General features: G+C 71.0%; 15 protein-coding genes. 8 read left to right on the top strand and 7 right to left on the bottom strand.

Annotation, left to right across the window (positions count from 1 at the left end; genetic code table 11):
- Positions 1-35: 35 nt before the first annotated feature.
- The 5 genes from OG303_RS40085 to OG303_RS40065 form a co-directional block, all read right to left on the bottom strand.
- Entirely contained in the window at positions 36-1,643 is a 1,608-nt protein-coding gene (locus tag OG303_RS40085; protein ID WP_405874818.1) for an MFS transporter, read from the bottom strand.
- Positions 1,640-2,236, bottom strand: coding sequence for a TetR/AcrR family transcriptional regulator (locus tag OG303_RS40080; protein WP_405874817.1), 597 nt, complete (start codon positions 2,234-2,236; stop codon positions 1,640-1,642). The genes OG303_RS40085 and OG303_RS40080 overlap by 4 nt, the downstream gene beginning before the upstream one ends.
- 104 nt (positions 2,237-2,340) lie before the next feature.
- Entirely contained in the window at positions 2,341-3,312 is a 972-nt protein-coding gene (locus tag OG303_RS40075; protein ID WP_405874816.1) for an aldo/keto reductase, read from the bottom strand.
- A gap of 176 nt (positions 3,313-3,488) precedes the next feature.
- Complete coding sequence (gene argH, locus OG303_RS40070) at positions 3,489-4,916, bottom strand: argininosuccinate lyase (protein WP_405874815.1); 1,428 nt, start codon at positions 4,914-4,916, stop codon at positions 3,489-3,491.
- Between the two features lie 100 nt (positions 4,917-5,016).
- Positions 5,017-6,210 carry an argininosuccinate synthase gene (locus OG303_RS40065; RefSeq protein ID WP_405874814.1) on the bottom strand — a complete coding sequence of 398 codons (1,194 nt, stop codon included), beginning with the start codon at positions 6,208-6,210 and terminating at the stop codon, positions 5,017-5,019.
- 214 nt (positions 6,211-6,424) lie between these two features.
- Between OG303_RS40065 and OG303_RS40060 the strand changes: the two genes are divergently transcribed.
- From OG303_RS40060 to OG303_RS40050, 3 genes are all read left to right on the top strand, one after another.
- Positions 6,425-7,300 (top strand): hypothetical protein, encoded by an 876-nt coding sequence (locus tag OG303_RS40060; RefSeq protein ID WP_405874813.1) that lies wholly within the window; start codon positions 6,425-6,427, stop codon positions 7,298-7,300.
- Positions 7,301-7,434: 134 nt separating this feature from the next.
- Positions 7,435-8,022 (top strand): pyridoxamine 5'-phosphate oxidase family protein, encoded by a 588-nt coding sequence (locus tag OG303_RS40055; protein ID WP_405874812.1) that lies wholly within the window; start codon positions 7,435-7,437, stop codon positions 8,020-8,022.
- A gap of 3 nt (positions 8,023-8,025) precedes the next feature.
- The gene (locus tag OG303_RS40050) at positions 8,026-8,724 is read left to right on the top strand and encodes a L,D-transpeptidase family protein (protein WP_405874811.1); all 699 of its coding nucleotides are present in this window, start codon (positions 8,026-8,028) and stop codon (positions 8,722-8,724) included.
- On the opposite strand, the gene OG303_RS40045 is transcribed toward OG303_RS40050, so the two are convergent.
- Positions 8,711-10,168 carry a sensor histidine kinase gene (locus tag OG303_RS40045; RefSeq protein WP_405874810.1) on the bottom strand — a complete coding sequence of 486 codons (1,458 nt, stop codon included), beginning with the start codon at positions 10,166-10,168 and terminating at the stop codon, positions 8,711-8,713. The genes OG303_RS40050 and OG303_RS40045 overlap by 14 nt on opposite strands.
- Positions 10,165-10,905, bottom strand: a complete 741-nt coding sequence (locus OG303_RS40040) for a response regulator transcription factor (protein ID WP_405874809.1) — start codon at positions 10,903-10,905, stop codon at positions 10,165-10,167. The genes OG303_RS40045 and OG303_RS40040 overlap by 4 nt, the downstream gene beginning before the upstream one ends.
- 150 nt (positions 10,906-11,055) lie before the next feature.
- On the opposite strand from OG303_RS40040, the gene OG303_RS40035 reads away from it, so the two are divergent.
- The 5 genes from OG303_RS40035 to OG303_RS40015 all read left to right on the top strand — a co-directional run bounded on the left by OG303_RS40035 (position 11,056) and on the right by OG303_RS40015 (position 15,975).
- Positions 11,056-12,408 (top strand): ferric reductase-like transmembrane domain-containing protein, encoded by a 1,353-nt coding sequence (locus OG303_RS40035; protein WP_405874808.1) that lies wholly within the window; start codon positions 11,056-11,058, stop codon positions 12,406-12,408.
- A gap of 10 nt (positions 12,409-12,418) precedes the next feature.
- On the top strand, positions 12,419-12,886 hold the full coding sequence (locus tag OG303_RS40030) for an FMN-binding protein (RefSeq protein ID WP_405874807.1): 468 nt from the start codon (positions 12,419-12,421) through the stop codon (positions 12,884-12,886).
- A gap of 75 nt (positions 12,887-12,961) precedes the next feature.
- A complete protein-coding gene (locus OG303_RS40025) occupies positions 12,962-14,344 on the top strand; it encodes a ferric reductase-like transmembrane domain-containing protein (protein WP_405874806.1) in 1,383 nt (460 codons plus the stop codon).
- Between the two features lie 28 nt (positions 14,345-14,372).
- Positions 14,373-15,179, top strand: coding sequence for an FMN-binding protein (locus tag OG303_RS40020; RefSeq protein WP_405874805.1), 807 nt, complete (start codon positions 14,373-14,375; stop codon positions 15,177-15,179).
- Between the two features lie 55 nt (positions 15,180-15,234).
- The gene (locus OG303_RS40015; protein WP_405874804.1) at positions 15,235-15,975 is read left to right on the top strand and encodes an FAD:protein FMN transferase; all 741 of its coding nucleotides are present in this window, start codon (positions 15,235-15,237) and stop codon (positions 15,973-15,975) included.
- The last annotated feature ends 40 nt before the right edge of the window (positions 15,976-16,015 follow it).

Genomic DNA, 16,015 nt, shown 5'->3' with positions numbered 1-16,015 from the left:
CTCTCGGGGAAACGCGTGGCGGACAGTGGCCTGGGTCAATGACTGACGCTGTGCTCTCGGCCGGAGGTCTCTTGGTGGGACTTCCCGGTCGCAGCCCCCGCCACGACGGTCGACGGATGGGGAGAGCCCTCGTCAAGACGCTGGCCGCGCAGCAGGAACCACGCCGCCACCGCCGTCGCCAGCAGGACCACGGCGCCCGCACCTGCCGCGAGGGAGAGGCCGTCGACGAAGGCCTCCCGGGCCGACGACAACATGTTCCGTGCCGCGTCTGCCGGCATCCCCGACGCCGCCTCCACCGCTCCACCCAGTGACTCGTGCGCCCCTGCCGGAGTGCCCGCCGGAGCGGCGAAGCCCCGGTACATGCCCGTCACGATCGAGCCCAGTACGGCGATGCCCAGGGCGGCGCCCAGTTCGTACGCCGTCTCCGAGACCGCTGAGGCCGCGCCCGCCTGTTCCTTCGGTACGGAGGAGAGGATCACGTCGGCGGTCACCGTGAAGGAGAAGCCTGCGCCGATGCCGACGACCAGGAGCGCCGCACCCAGCACGGGGTAGCCGGTGGACTGACCCAGCGTCGTCAGTACGGCCAGGGCGAGGCCCACCGCTGCCAGTCCGCCCGACACCACCGACCGTACCGAGAAGCGGCGAGCCGCACGGCCGGCGATCAGGCCGGCCGCCACCGCGCCCACCGCGGCGGGCAGTTCGGCCAGCCCCGCCTCGAACGGACGCCGGCCCTGGACGAGTTGCAGGTACTGGGAGAGGAAGAACACCAGGCCCGACAGGCCCAGGATGGTCAGCAGATCGGCCAGGACCGCGGCGCTGAAGCCGCGGTTGCGGAACAGGCGCATGTCCAACAGGGGTGCGGGGAGCCTGAGTTGGCGGCGCACGAACCAGTAAAGGGCCGCCGCGCCCAGTGCGCCCGCGGCGAGCGCGGGCCACTCGACGCCGTGGGTCGCGGCCTCCTTGACCGCGTAGACGACACCGATCACACCGACCAGGGAGAGGACCACGCTGATCAGGTCCCACGGGCCGGGGTTCGGGTTACGGGACTCGGGCAGCGTGCGGATGCCGACGAGGACCAGGACCGCCATCACCGGCAGGTTGATCAGGAAGACCGAGCCCCACCAGAAGTGTTCGAGCAGGAAGCCACCGGCGATCGGGCCGATGGCCGTACCCGCGGAAGCCGTCGCGCCCCAGATTCCCACCGCGAGGCTGCGCTCGCGCGGATCGTGGAAGAGGTTGCGGATCAGGGCGAGGGTGGCGGGCATGAGGGTCGCGCCCGCGACGCCGAGTAGGGCGCGGGCCAGGATCATCAACTCCGGTGTCGTCGCGTAGGCGTTGAGGATCGATATCGCGCCGAACGCCGTGGCGCCGCCGAGCAGGATCCGCTTGCGGCCGATGCGGTCGCCGAGGCTGCCCATCGACACCAGCAGGCCGGCGATGACGAAGGAGTAGACGTCGCCTATCCAGAGGAGTTGGGTGCCGGAGGGCTTCAAGTCCTCGCTGATATAAGGGGTCGCGAGGCCGAGGACGGTCGCGTCCACGGCCACCAGCAGCACGGCGAGCACGAGGACGGACAGCGCGAGCCAACGGCCCGGGCGCTTCACCGCCTCGGTCGTGGTCACCGGCTGCGGGGTGCTGGTCATGATTCCTCTCTCTGTGGTGCTCGATGCTGTGATGCTTGCTGCTCCGGTGCTTGGTGCCGCAGTGCGCCGCCGAGCAGGAGCTCGACGATCATGTGGGTGAAGTCCTTGGAGGCCACGCGGCCTTCCGACACCGCCCAGGCGCCCGAGGCCAGCAGGCCGTACAGCGCCTCGGTGAGCCAGGCCGGGGTGAGGTCGATGCGGAATTCGCCGGTCGCCTGACCGCGTCGGAACAGGGCTGCGATGCGGTCGTCGATCCTGGTCCAGCCCGCGTTCTGCTCCTCGCCCTCGAACAGCTGGTTCTCGGTGTAGAGGAAGGCCAGCAGACCCGCGGCCGGCTCGATCTCGCGCACCAGGCGGCGTACGGCGTCGGCGGCCGGCCCGTCCTCCAGGCGCGCCGCGTCCAGCGACGCCTCGCACTCCGCGATGCCGAGCGACTCCAGCGCCCGCACGAGCGCGTCGCGGCCGGCGAAGTGCCGGTGCAGCGTGGCCCGGCTGAGCCCGGCCGCCTTGGCGACCTCGTCCATCGTCGCGGTGGACTTCCGGGTCAGGAGGGCCGCGGCGGTGCGGAGTACATGGTCACGGTCGACAGCCATGAGACGAGGGTAACCCATATGAGACACTCATGTCTCACTGTGGGCGCGCGTGACTCACAGGTCCTGACGGACGGGGTCGCTGATCGAGAGTGTCTGCCGGTCAGTCAGTGCCAGGGCAGCCGGCCGCGCTGCTCCCAGTAGGCAACCGGTTCCTCCACGAGCGTCGCGAGCCGGGCGAGCTGGTCCTCGTCCAGGTCCACGACCGCTGCGTGCAGGTTGGAGGCGAGCTGGGTGACGGTCGCCGCGCCGGAGAGGACGACCCCGGCCCAGGGCTGGCGCAGGACCAGGGCGAGGGCCACCGCGTCGCAGCCGAGTGACGTCTGCGCGGCCACGGCCTTCAGGGCGTCCGGTGCGTACGCGTCCGCCAGCCGGCCGTTCGCCATGCCCTCCTTGACGATCACCGTGAGCCCCGCGTCGTGCGCCTCGGCGAGGGCCGGAGCGGCCGAGGTCTCCAGGACGTTGTACGTCGACTGGACGGTACGGAAGAGGGGTTCGCCGTCGACCGTCACGGCGAGGGCGGCGCGGATGGCCTCGGCCTGCGCGGGCCCGCTGGTGGAGAAGCCGATGGTGGTGCCCCGGTCCGCGGCCTCCGCCAGTTTGGCGTGGAGTTCCTTGTCGGTGAGGGCCGGGCTGTCCTGGGTCACCGAGTGGATCTGGTAGAGGTCCAGGCGGTCACCGAGCAGCCCGGCGGTCTCGGCGCGCTGCCGCTCGTACGTCTGGACGGTGTGGTCCTTGACCTCGTGCTGCTCGGCGTCGGTGGTCCAGCCGGCGGTGTAGGTGTAGCCCCACTTGCTGCCTACGACGATGTCGTCGATGTCGGGTCGGGCGTTCAGCCAGTCGGCGAGGAACTCCTCGGAGCGGCCGTAGGAGCGGGCCACGTCGAAGTAGCGGACGCCCTGGAAGTAGGCGGCGTCGAGGAGTTCGTGCGTGCGGCGGCGCATCGCCTCGGCGCTGCGGCCCTCCGGGAGGTCCTGATCCCGGCCGAGGTTGATGTAGCCGGGGCGGCCCACTGCGGCGAGGCCCAGTCCGATGTGGCAGGTGGGGGTTGTCGCTGTGGCCAGTCGGGCGAAGGGCATCGCGGGCTCCGTTGGTCGGCTCCGGTACGGCTTCCGACCAACGTAACCCGCGATGACCTTTGGTTTCTGCCTCAGAGCCCGGTTCGTGCGGTGGCTCGGCGGGTGCGGGTTGTTCGTGGCTGGTCGCGCCCACGCGGCGGAGCCGCATATCGATACAGCCCCGCACCGCTGGGGCGTCACTGCTTGGCGGTGGCCCAGTCGTGCTGTGCCTTCACGTCCGCCTTCACCTCTGCCAGCTGGATCGCGACCGCGCTCGGTGCCGTGCCGCCTCGGCCGTTGCGGGAGGCCAGGGCGCCGGGGACGTTGAGGACGGACCGCACATCCGGCGTCAGGTGGGCGGAGATCTTCGCGAACTGTTCGTCCGTCAGGCCGTCCAGTTCCTTGCCCTCGGCCTCGGCGACCTTCACGCACTCACCGGCGACCTCGTGCGCCACGCGGAACGGCACGCCCTGCTTCACCAGCCACTCGGCGATGTCGGTGGCGAGCGAGAAGCCGGCCGGGGCCAGCTCCTGCATGCGCTCGCGGTGGACGGTGAGGGTGGCCATCATGCCGGTGAAGGCCGGGAGCAGGACCTCGAGTTGGTCGCAGGAGTCGAAGACCGGCTCCTTGTCCTCCTGGAGGTCGCGGTTGTACGCGAGCGGGAGGGCCTTGAGGGTCGCCATCAGGCCCGTCAGGTTGCCGATCAGGCGACCCGACTTGCCGCGCGCCAGCTCGGCGATGTCCGGGTTCTTCTTCTGCGGCATGATCGACGAGCCCGTGGAGAAGGCGTCGTGCAGGGTCACGAAGGAGAACTCCTTCGTGTTCCAGATGATGATCTCCTCGGCGATCCGGGAGAGGTTCACGCCGATCATCGCGGTGATGAAGGCGAACTCGGCGACAAAGTCACGGGACGCGGTGCCGTCGATGGAGTTGCCGACGCTGCCGTGCTCGAAGCCGAGGTCCTTGGCGACCGCCTCCGGGTCGAGGCCGAGGGAGGAGCCGGCCAGGGCGCCCGAGCCGTAGGGCGAGACGGCCGTCCGCTCGTCCCATTGACGCAGCCGCTCCGCGTCCCGGGACAGGGACTGCACATGGGCCAGGACGTGGTGGGCGAACAGGACCGGCTGGGCGTGCTGGAGGTGGGTGCGGCCGGGCATCGCCACGTCCGGGTGGGCCTCCGCCAGGCCGACCAGCGCGTCCTGGAGGTCGGCGATCAGACCGCCGATGACGCGGGCGTGGTCCCGGAGGTACATGCGGAAGAGGGTGGCCACCTGGTCGTTGCGCGAACGGCCCGCGCGCAGTTTGCCGCCGAGGTCCGGGCCGAGGCGCTCCAGCAGGCCGCGCTCCAGGGCGGTGTGGACGTCCTCGTCGGCAATGGTGCCGACGAAGGAGCCGTCCGCGACGTCGGCCTCGAGCTGGTCGAGGCCCGTGGTCATCCGCGTGAGCTCGTCCTCGGTGAGCAGGCCCGCCTTGTGGAGCACGCGCGCGTGGGCACGCGAGCCGGCGAGGTCGTAGGGCGCCAGCCGCCAGTCGAAGTGGACGGACGCGGACAGCTTCGCCAGGGCCTCGGCGGGACCGTCGGCGAAACGGGCGCCCCAGAGCCGTACGTCACCGCTGTTGCTGCTCACTTGCTCTGCTCCTAGAGAGGGAGTGGATGTGCCACCGCCTCCCCACGCCATGTGTGGGGAGGCGGAAGTCACGCTACTGCTTGCGCAGGATCGCGACCGCTCACGCGAGGTCGCGCTGTGCCGCGATCTTCGACGACAGGCTGTAGATGTCGATGAAGCCCTTGGCCGCGGCCTGGTCGAACGTGTCGCCCGTGTCGTACGTCGCCAGGTTGAAGTCGTACAGGGAGGTCTGGGAGCGCCGGCCGGTGACGACCGCACGGCCGCCGTGCAGGGTCATCCGGATGTCGCCGTTGACGTGCTGGTTGGCCTCGTCGATGAAGCCGTCCAGGGCGCGCTTGAGCGGGGAGAACCACTGGCCGTCGTAGACCAGTTCGCCCCAGCGCTGCTCGACCTGCCGCTTGTAGCGGGCGAGTTCGCGCTCGACGGTGACGTTCTCCAGCTCCTGGTGGGCCGTGATGAGCGCGATCGCGCCCGGGGCCTCGTACACCTCACGGGACTTGATGCCCACGAGCCGGTCCTCGACCATGTCGATCCGGCCGATGCCCTGGGCGCCGGCGCGCTCGTTGAGCTGCTGGATCGCCTGCAGGACGGTGACCTGCCTGCCGTCGATCGCGACCGGGACGCCCGCCTCGAAGGTGATGATCACCTCGTCGGCCTCGCGGGCCGCCGCCGGGTTGGAGGTGTACTCGTAGATGTCCTCGATCGGGGCGTTCCAGATGTCCTCCAGGAAGCCCGTCTCGACCGCGCGCCCGAAGACGTTCTGGTCGATGGAGTACGGGGACTTCTTGGTGGTCGCGATCGGGAGGTTCTTCGCCTCGCAGAACGCGATCGCCTTGTCGCGGGTCATCGCGTAGTCGCGGACCGGGGCGATGCACTTGAGGCCGGGGGCGAGGGCGACGATGCCGGCCTCGAAGCGGACCTGGTCGTTGCCCTTGCCGGTGCAGCCGTGGGCGACCGTGGTGGCGCCGTGCTTCTGGGCGGCGGCGACGAGGTGCTTGACGATCGTCGGCCGGGAGAGTGCGGAGACCAGCGGATAGCGGTCCATGTAGAGGGCGTTGGCCTTGATCGCCGGGAGGCAGTACTCCTCGGCGAACTCGTCCTTGGCGTCGGCCACTTCGGCCTCCACGGCACCGCACGCGAGGGCGCGCTTGCGGATGACGTCCAGGTCCTCGCCGCCCTGGCCGACGTCGACCGCCACGGCGATGACCTCGGCGCCCGTCTCCTCGGCGATCCAGCCGATGGCGACGGAGGTGTCCAGACCGCCTGAGTAGGCGAGTACGACGCGCTCGGTCACGGGTTTCTCCTCATGGTGCATTCGCTGACATGCATGAGTATGCAGGACTCTGCATGATTCGTCAATCCAGGGGGGCGACGCATCAATCCCGGGGGCGCTTGAACACCAGCAACCGCTTTCCCGTACCTCTCGCCGAACGCAGGCGCCGCGTTTGTACACACCGGCCACACACCAGTGACACATCCGTCACCCCAGACCCGAGTGAGGCATCCGCATGTCCAGGGCTCTTCCGAAGTACAACAAGCGCCGCGTCGCGATCATCGGTGGCGCTGCCGCCGTGGCGCTGTCCGGCGCGGTGATCGCCGGCTCCGCCCTCGCCGGGACGCCGTCCAAGAGCAGCGGGACCACCGCGCGGACGCTGGCGTCCCCCGGCACCATCACCTGCCCGGACGTCGCCTCGCAGCTGCCCGAGATCCCGGCCTCGGCCAAGGCCGAGGTGGACCGCAACGTGGCGTTGCTGCAGACCCAGATCGACGAGGCCAACAAGCGGCTCGTCGACACGGTCGGTCAGGGCGGGCCCAACTTCGTGCAGAACGCCATCCTCGGGCCCCTGGAGGACAAGCGGATCGCCACCGTGAACCGCATCGCCACCGCCATCGGGCGCACGGCCGACAAGCCCCAGGGCCTGGACGCCCTCGCACCCTGCACCCTCAACGCCGACGGTGCCGCCGCCGGCGCGGGTGACGCGGCGGGCACGGGAGACGAAGCGGGCGCGGAGGCCACGGCCACGCCGAGCGTGACGGCCTCTGCGTCGCAGGGCGCGGACGACGCCGCGGGCGATGCCCAGAACGCCGGCGCCGGCACCATCACCTGCCCCGACGTCGCCTCGCAGCTGCCCGAGATCCCGGCCTCCGCCCAGGCCGAGGTGGACCGCAACCTGGCGCTCCTCAACACCCAGATCGACGAGGCCAACAAGCGGCTCGCGGCGACGGTCGGCCAGGGCGGCCCGAACTTCGTGCAGAACGCGATCCTCGGCCCGCTGGCCGACAAGCGGAAGTCGACCGTTGACCGCATCGCGATCGCCATCGGCCGTACGGCCGACAAGCCGACCGGCCTCGACTCCCTGGCCGCCTGCACGCTCACCAAGTGACGTGACAGGCACTGTGGCCGCCCCGATTCAAGCGCCGGCCGGGGCGGCCACGGCCGGAGTCGGCACATCGACACCGCAATTCCTTACCGCAATTCCTTAGACAGGCGAAAGGTTTGCGCGCATAATCGTGAGGCGTGGGAAAGACTTATGAACGCATAGACGGCAGGCTGCGCACGTTCATCGAGGCGCAGCCGATCTTCTTCACCGCGACCGCGCCCCTGTCGGGCGACGGCACGGTCAACCTCTCCCCCAAGGGCCTCAAGGGCTCCTTCGTGGTGCTCGACGAACTCACCGTGGCCTACCTGGACTTCGCCGGTTCCAACGCGGAGACGATCGCGCACCTGCGGGAGAACGGGCGGATCACTCTGATGTGGTGCGCCTTCCAGGGCCCGCCGAACATCGTGCGGGTGCACGGGCAGGGCGAGCCGGTCTTCCGTGACGACCCGCGCTTCAAGGAACTGCTCACCCATTTCCCGGACATCGATCCGACCCCGCACGGACTGCGGGCGGTCATCGTCGTCACGGCCGAACTCGTCCGCGACACCTGCGGCTACGCGGTCCCCTTCATGTCGTACGACGAGGACCGCGACCTGCACGGCAAGCGCTTCGCGCGGGAGGACGACGCCTCGCTCGGCGAGTACTTCACCAAGAAGGAGCACGTCGCGACGAGCCTGGATGGCCTACCCGGGCTGCCGTTGCCGCTCCCGCCCTCTACGGTCTGAGCCATGCGCCCAGCCGTCGCCGCAGTGCTCGCCTCCGTGTCCCTTCTCCTGCTCGGTGCCGCGCCCGCAGGCACGCCGCCGCTGCCCGCGCGGATGGCGTACACCGGGGGCGGTACGCAGCTGATCACCGCCATGGCCTCGAGGACGAGCTCGACGACCGGCACGCTCACCTGGTGGGACCTCCGGGGCGGCCGCTGGGTGAAGGCCGGTTCGGCGTCCGCCCGGTTCGGGGCGAAGGGGCTGGTCGAGGGCGTCGCCCGGAAGCAGAACACGAACACCACGCCCACCGGGCTCTACGACCTCCCCTTCGCCTTCGGCATCGAGGCCGCGCCGAGCGGCACGCGCTACAAGTACCGCCCCGTGCACCAGAGTTCGTGGTGGTGCGAGGACAACGCCTCCCGCTCGTACAACCGTTGGACCCAGCCACGGCCGTCCGACTGCCGTGCCTCGGAGTCCGAGCACCTCGTCTCCTACCGGACGCAGTACGCGTACGCGCTCGTCATCGGCTTCAACTACCACCAGCGCGTGCACGGGCGCGGGGCCGGCATCTTCCTGCATGTCAACGGGCATGGGGCGACTGCCGGTTGTGTGTCGGTGCCGAGTGATTCGATGCAGCGGATTCTCAAGTGGGTCCGTCCCTGGAGCCAACCGCACTTCGCGATCGGTACGGCGAGCGGATCCACGGCGATCACACGGTATTGAGCCGCACGGTGAACGTGGTCGACCCCGGGCGGCTCTCCAGGGCGATGCTTCCGCCGTGCGCCTCCGCCACCGCCACCACGATCGACAGGCCCAGGCCCGCTCCGCCGCCGGGGGCGTCGGCGCGGCGGCGGTGTTCGGCCCGGGTGAAGCGTTCGAAGACGCCCGGCTGGATGTCCTCGGGGATGCCCGGTCCGTCGTCGTGGACCTTGAGGACGGCGGTGGGGCCGTCGGACTCCAGGGTCACCGTCACCTTGGTGCCGACGGGCGTGTGCACCCGCGCGTTGGCCAGCAGGTTGGCCAGCACCTGGTGAAGGCGGTGCTCGTCGCCGGTGACCGTGACCGGCTCCTCGGGCAGCTCCAGGGTCCAGCGGTGGCCGGGGCCCGCGGCCCGCGCGTCGGTGACGGCGTCGAGGACCAGGCGGGTCAGGTCGACGGGGAGGCGTTCGAGCGGGCGGCCCGCGTCCAGGCGGGCCAGGAGCAGCAGGTCGTCGACCATCGCGCCCATGCGGCCCGACTCGGCGGCGATGCGCTCCAGGGCGCGCGTGACCTCCGGCGGCACCGGGCCCGGGTGCAGCAGGGCGAGTTCGGCGTGGCCGCGGACCGAGGCGACCGGAGTGCGCAGCTCGTGGCTGGCGTCGGCCGCGAAGCTGCGCAGCCGCTCCTCGCTCGCGTGCCGTTTGGTGAGCGCGTCCTCGACGTGGCCCAGCATGCGGTTGAAGGCACCGGCCACCCTGCCCACCTCGCTGCGCGGGTCGGTCTCCGGGGCGCGCGGCGGCAGGGCCACCTCGCCGCTGGCCAGCGGGAGTTCGCTGACCCGGGTGGCCGTCGCGGCGACCCGGCTCAGCGGCCTGAGCGACCAGCGCACCCAGAGGGCGCCCGCGACGCCCGCGAGGGCGAGGGCGGCGCCGAAGACGATCCCGGCGACCAGTTCGAGGCGGTGGACGGTGGCCTGCACGGGCTCGAGGGGCAGGCCGGTGATCAGGACGTCGCCGTCGAGGCCCTTGGACGCGAGGACCCGGTAGTCGCACAAGGTGGAGAGGTCGACGCTGTGGCCCGTGCCGTCGACCGGGACGGCGGCGAGCTGCTTCTTGTCCCGCGCGGTCAGGGTGACGTCGATGATGCCGGCGGAGCGGACGACTGCCGCATTGGTGGCCGTACCGTCGACGAGACGGGCACCGAAGGTGCCCGTGGCCTGCCTGCGGTCGTCGCCGCGTTCGTCGCCGTCGTGGTCGTCGGGCAGCTTGCCGCCGTGTTCCAGGCTCGCCGCGAAACGGGGCCCGACCTCGCCGAGCTGTTCGTCCAGGCGGCTGGTGAGGAAGCCGTTCAGCTCGACGACCGCGGCGATGCCGACCGCGGCACAGCTGACGGCCAGCAGCACCACCAGGCCGACGGTGAGGCGGGCGCGGAGGGTGTGCGGGCGGGGCAGTCGCCGTAGGAGCCTCATGAGGTGGCCGGCTTGAGCACGTACCCGGTCCCCCGCACGGTGTGGATCATCGGCTCGCGGCCGGTGTCCACCTTCTTGCGCAGGTACGAGATGTAGAGCTCGACGACGTGGGCGCGGCCGCCGAAGTCGTAGGACCAGACCCGGTCGAGGATCTGCGCCTTGCTGAGCACGCGGCGCGGATTGCGCATCAGGAAGCGGAGCAGCTCGAACTCGGTCGGGGACAGCTCGATCAACTCGCCTGCCCGGGTCACCTCGCGGGCCTCTTCGTCCATGACCAGGTCGCCCACGGTCAGCCGCGGGCCCTCGTCCAGCTGCCGGGCCATGCCGGCGCGGCGCAGCAGTCCCCGGACCCGGGCCACGACCTCCTCCAGGCTGAAGGGCTTGGTGACGTAGTCGTCGCCGCCCGCCGTGATGCCCGCGATGCGGTCCTCCACCGCGTCCCGCGCGGTCAGGAAGAGGACGCACACGTCGGGCTTCACGGTGTGCAGGGAGCGCAGGACGGCGAAACCGTCGGTGTCCGGGAGCATCACGTCCAGGACGACGGCGTCCGGCATCAGCTGCCGGGCCTCGGTCAGTGCGGAGGCGCCGTCGCCGGCCGAGCGGACTTGCCAGCCCTCGTAGCGCAGGGCCCCCGAGAGCACCTCGGCGAGGTCCGGGTCGTCGTCCACGACGAGGACGCGCAGCGGGGTGCCGTCGGGGCGGGTGAGGGCGGGTCGGCCGGAGCGGGTGGTGTTCATGGCTGTACCAGGATCACCCCTCGCGCGGGTCGCGGGCGGCGTCCGATGCTCTGAGTTTCCTCTGAGTCGGCTGGGTGAGGTGCCCGTTCAGAGCGTGCTGAGAGGTTCCCGCTGCACAGTTGCGTCCCGGACAGGCGAAAGGACGCACACATGACCACCGTGTACGAGCGGCGGACGGCACCGGCCGTGGTGCCGGCCGCGCGGCGCTCCCCCGCGGGCCCCGTGCTCGCCCTGCTGTGGGCCGGGGCGGCGGCCGTGGTCGCCCTGTGGTGGACGGACACCGGTTCGGTGGTCGGCACGGCGGGCTGGCTGACGGGGGCCGGGCGGATCGCCGGGCTGCTGTGCGGATACGCCTGCGCGGTGCTCGTCGGCCTGATGGCGCGCGTTCCGCTGCTGGAGCGGCGGATCGGCTCCGACCGGGTGGCGCGCTGGCACGCGATGGCCGGCCGCTACACGGTCTGCCTGCTGGTCGCGCACATCACGCTGATCCTCCTCGGCTACGCCGCCCAGGACCGCGCCTCCCTCTGGCACGAGACGGCCACGGTCGTCCTGGACTACCCGGACATGCTCAAGGCCACCTTCGGCACGATCGTCCTCTTCGCGGTCGGCATCACCTCGGCCGGCGCCGCGCGCCGCCGGCTCAGCCACGAGTTCTGGTACTACGTGCACCTGCTGACGTACGTCGCCGTCTTCCTCGCCTTCTTCCACCAGCTGACGCTGGGCAACGAGTTCAACGGCCACACCGGGGCCACGGCCGCCTGGTACGCGCTGTACCTCGGGGTCGCGGCGCTGGTGGTGTGGTTCCGGATCCTCGCTCCGGTGCGGCTGAATCTGCGGCACCGGCTGCGGGTCGAGTCCGTGCACCGGGAGGCGCCCGGCGTGTACTCGGTCGTCGTGCGCGGGCACCGGCTGGACGAGATGGGCGCGCGGGCGGGGCAGTTCTTCCGCTGGCGGTTCCTCGGCGAGGGCATGGGCTGGACGTCGACGCCGTACTCCCTGTCCGCACCGCCCCGCCAGGACCTGATGCGGATCACGGTCAAGGCGCTCGGCGACCACAGCGCGGCCGTCTCCCTGCTGCGGCCGCGCACGCGGGTGTGGGCGGAGGGCCCGTACGGATCGCTGACCCAGGACCGGCAGACCGCGCCGAAGTCCCTGCTGATCGCGGGCGGCGTGGGCATCACACCGCTGCGGGCGCTGTTCGAGACACTGCCCGGAGAGGTGACCCTCCTCTACCGTGCCCGCACGGCCGAAGAGCTCGCCCTGGGCGGGGAGTTGGAGGCCATCGCGCGCTGGCGCGGTGCGAAGGTGCTGTACGCCCTCAACGGACCGGACGGACGGCGCCCGAGTCTCACCGCCGAGTCCCTGCTCGCCACCTTCCCCGACCTGGCCGGCCACGACGTCTACCTCTGCGGCCCGCACGGTTTCGCCCGCGATCTGTACGAGGCGCTGCGCACCGCCGGTGTACCGGACCGCCGTATCCACCACGAATCGTTCGAGCTGTGAGGCAACAGACGTGCACGCGTTGAAGAAGAACCGTCCCCTGCGCCGCATCGTGCTGGCGAGTGCCGCCACTGTCTCCGGAATGGTGATGCTGCTGTCGCTCAAACCGCACTCCACGCCGACGGTCGCCCTGGCCGTGCCCGCGCCGTCGAGCAGTTCGAGCGCGTCAACCGGATCGAGCGGGTCGAACGGATCGACCACCGGCACGAAGACCGTCACCGGCGACTCGGTGCAGACCCGGTGGGGCCCCGTCCAGGTCCGCATCACCCTCAAGAACGGCAAGCTCACCGAGGTGACTGCCGTGACCTACCCGCAGGAGAACCCACACGACCAGGAGATCAACAGCTACGCCGTCCCGCGGCTGCGCACCGAGGCCCTCGCGGCGCAGAGCGCGAACATCGACACCGTCTCGGGGGCCACGTACACAAGTGACGGTTACCGCCAGTCACTCCAGTCCGCACTGGACTCGGCGAGCGGCTGAACACACTGGCGTCGCGGCACGTATCTCTGGGCCAAGGGACCACGCCAACCCCCTTGCCCCCGCCCCGGAGGAACAGTGACCACCACGCTCGCAGGCGGCCGCGCCGCCCGCCGCCAGACGATGCGCCGCATCCGCCCGCGCCGCTCCCCGGCGACCGTCCTGCTGCTCGCCGTATGGGCGGGCGCGGTCGGTGTGCTGTGGCTGTGGTGGCACAACACGCCGAACATCGCCGACAACAACGGCAAGATCCTCAACGCGGGCCGGATCACCGGCCTGCTCGCCGGATACCTGATGGCACTGGTCGTGCTGCAGATGGCCCGGGTGCCCGCCCTGGAACGCCGGGTGGGCTCCGACCGGGTGGCGCGCTGGCACGCGATGAGCGGCCGCTACACGCTCTGCCTGGTCTTCGCGCACGTCTTCCTCATCATGTGGGGCTATGCGCTGCAGGCGGGCAAGTCGCTCGGCGACATCGTCCAGCAGACGATCGACTCCATCAACCAGCTGCCGGACATGGGCAAGGCGGCCATCGGCACCGGCCTGTTCGTGCTCATCGGGCTGACCTCGATCGGCCCGGTCCGCCGCAGGATCCCGTACGACACCTGGTACCACGTCCACCTGCTGACGTACGCGGCGGTCTTCCTGACCTTCTGGCACCAGATCACCACCGGCAACGACTTCGCCGTCGAGCCGACCGCGAAGACCTTCTGGTACGCGCTGTACGGGTCGGTCACCGCGCTGGTGGTCTGGTTCCGGATCCTCGTTCCGATCCGGCTGAACATGCGGCACCGGATGCGCGTCGAGGCCGTCATCGAGGAGACGCCGGGCATCGTGTCGGTGCTGATCGGCGGGCGGAAGCTGCACCGGATGGGTGCCGAGGCGGGGCAGTTCTTCCGCTGGCGGTTCCTGGCGCCGGGCATGCGGTTCAGCTCGCACCCGTACTCGCTGTCGGCGGCACCCCGCCCCGACATGCTGCGGATCACCGTGAAGGCGATCGGCGACCACAGTGCCCGGCTGCGCGAACTGACGCCCGGCACCAAGGTGTGGGCCGAGGGCCCGTACGGGGCGCTCACCGCGCAGCGCCGCAGCCGCGGCAAGGTGCTGCTGGTCGCGGGCGGCGTCGGCATCACGCCGATGCGGGCGCTGTTCGAGACGCTGCCCGGCGCCTCCGGCGACATCACGCTCCTCTACCGGGCCAACACCACCCAGGACCTGGCCCTGTGGGACGAGCTCGCCGCCATCGCCGACGACCGCGGCGCCCGGTTGATGTACGCGGTCAACAGTCCGGAAGGGGAGCGCCCGGACATCTCGGCGGAGCGGCTGCGGCAGAAGCTGCCGGACATCGAACAGCACGACGTCTTCATGTGCGGGCCCGCCGGGTTCGCGCAGACCGTGTACGAAGCACTGCGCGGCGCGGGAGTGCCCGCCCGCCGCATCCATCACGAGTCGTTCGAGATGTGAGCGACGGGATTCAGGAGCTCTAGAAGCGATGAGGAAGAGTCACCCCATCCGGCGTGTCGTGCTGGCCACCGCCGCCACCGTTTCGGGCGTCGTACTGCTGCTGTCGCTGAAACCGGCGTCCGACCCGAACGCAGAGGCCGCCGCGGGCGCCGCCCCCCAGCAGACCGCCGCCGCGCAGGAGTCGCCCCAGGGCGGTGCCGCGGCGACCGGCTCCGGCACGGTCGACGGCAATGTGGCCCAGACCGAGTACGGCAACGTCCAGGTACGACTGACCGTCGCCAACGGCAAGATCACCAAGGCCGAGGCGATCCAGGCGCCCAAGGGCGGCACCAGCGACCAGAAGACCGCCCTGTCCATCCCCAAGCTCACCCAGGAGACGGTCGCCGCGCAGAGTGCGCAGATCGACACCGTGTCCGGGGCGACGTACACCAGCAACGGATACAAGCAGTCGCTGCAGTCGGCGATCGACAAGATGAAGGCGAGTGCGGGGTCTTCGCAGGGCAGCGGGTCGTCGAGCGGCTCTTCCAGCGGCTCCTCGCAGGGCTCCGGTGGCGCCGCCCAGGCCAAGACCGTGACCGGCAGTGCGGTCCAGACCCAGTACGGAACCGTCCAGGTCCGTATCACCGTCGCCAACGGCAAGATCACCAAGGCCGAGGCGGTGCAGGCGCCCAAGGGCGGCACCAGCGACCAGAAGACCGCCCTGGCCGTCCCCAAGCTCAACCAGGAGGCCGTGGCGGCCGGCAGCGCGAACATCGACACGGTGTCGACTGCCACGTACACGAGCAACGGCTACAAGCAGTCGCTGCAGTCGGCGCTGGACCAGGCCGGTGGCTGAGGCGGTGGCCGAATCGGCAGAAGCTCCCGCCGCGGTGCGTCATGCGGAGGAGGTCATGGGGACCGTCTTCTCCTTCGACGTCCGCGGCGGGGAACCCGGTGCGGTGCAGGCGGCGCTGGAGGAGGCGATCGCCGGACTGCACCGGGTGAACGAGGTGTTCAGCACGTACCGCGACGACAGCCAGGTCTCCCGGCTCGCCCGGGGTGAGCTGACCGTCGAGCAGTGCACTCCCGAGGTCGCCGAGGTGCTCGAACTGGGCGCCGAGGCCGAGCGGGTGAGCGACGGCTGGTTCAGCATGCGCTACGAAGGGCAGCTGGACCCGACCGGGATCGTCAAGGGCTGGGCCGCCGAGCGGGCGGCACGGCGGCTGGCGGCGACCCCCGGCGTGCACGGGGTGAGCATGAACGGCGGCGGGGACGTCCAGCTGCTCGGGTCGCCCGAGCAGCACCGGCCCTGGCGGGTCGGGGTCGCGGACCCGCTGCGTCCGGGAGGGCTCGCGGCGGTCGTCTCCGCGGCGGGCGCGGACGAGTTGGCGGTGGCCACGTCCGGCACCGCCGAGCGGGGCGCCCACATCGTCGACCCACGCACGGGCCGGTCCGCGGTGACCGACCTGGTGGCGGTGACCGTGGTGGCCCCGAAGCTGACCTGGGCGGACTGCTGGGCCACGGCGGCCTTCGCGATGGGTTCGGGCCAGGGGCTGCGCTGGCTGGAGTCGCTGCCCGACGTGGAGGCGCTGCTGATCACGGCGGGTGACGAGGTGCGCTGCACGGGAGGGCTGGCGGCCCGCCTGGGATGAACCCCCATGCGAGTCCGGGGCGCCACGGGAACTCCCGTGC

The sequence above is a fragment of the Streptomyces sp. NBC_00005 genome, from assembly GCF_045160215.1.
Lineage (GTDB): Bacteria > Actinomycetota > Actinomycetes > Streptomycetales > Streptomycetaceae > Streptomyces.
The sequence above is the reverse complement of the archived record's forward strand: the minus strand, read 5'-3'. Positions and strand labels throughout refer to the sequence as shown.

Coding starts and splice junctions, on each gene's coding strand:
- OG303_RS40085 (WP_405874818.1), bottom strand. CDS start 1,643: ATGACCAGCACCCCGCAGCCGGTGACCACGACCGAGGCGGTGAAGCGC.
- OG303_RS40080 (WP_405874817.1), bottom strand. CDS start 2,236: ATGGCTGTCGACCGTGACCATGTACTCCGCACCGCCGCGGCCCTCCTG.
- OG303_RS40075 (WP_405874816.1), bottom strand. CDS start 3,312: ATGCCCTTCGCCCGACTGGCCACAGCGACAACCCCCACCTGCCACATC.
- OG303_RS40060 (WP_405874813.1), top strand. CDS start 6,425: ATGTCCAGGGCTCTTCCGAAGTACAACAAGCGCCGCGTCGCGATCATC.
- OG303_RS40050 (WP_405874811.1), top strand. CDS start 8,026: ATGCGCCCAGCCGTCGCCGCAGTGCTCGCCTCCGTGTCCCTTCTCCTG.
- OG303_RS40045 (WP_405874810.1), bottom strand. CDS start 10,168: ATGAGGCTCCTACGGCGACTGCCCCGCCCGCACACCCTCCGCGCCCGC.
- OG303_RS40040 (WP_405874809.1), bottom strand. CDS start 10,905: ATGAACACCACCCGCTCCGGCCGACCCGCCCTCACCCGCCCCGACGGC.
- OG303_RS40035 (WP_405874808.1), top strand. CDS start 11,056: ATGACCACCGTGTACGAGCGGCGGACGGCACCGGCCGTGGTGCCGGCC.
- OG303_RS40020 (WP_405874805.1), top strand. CDS start 14,373: ATGAGGAAGAGTCACCCCATCCGGCGTGTCGTGCTGGCCACCGCCGCC.
- OG303_RS40015 (WP_405874804.1), top strand. CDS start 15,235: ATGGGGACCGTCTTCTCCTTCGACGTCCGCGGCGGGGAACCCGGTGCG.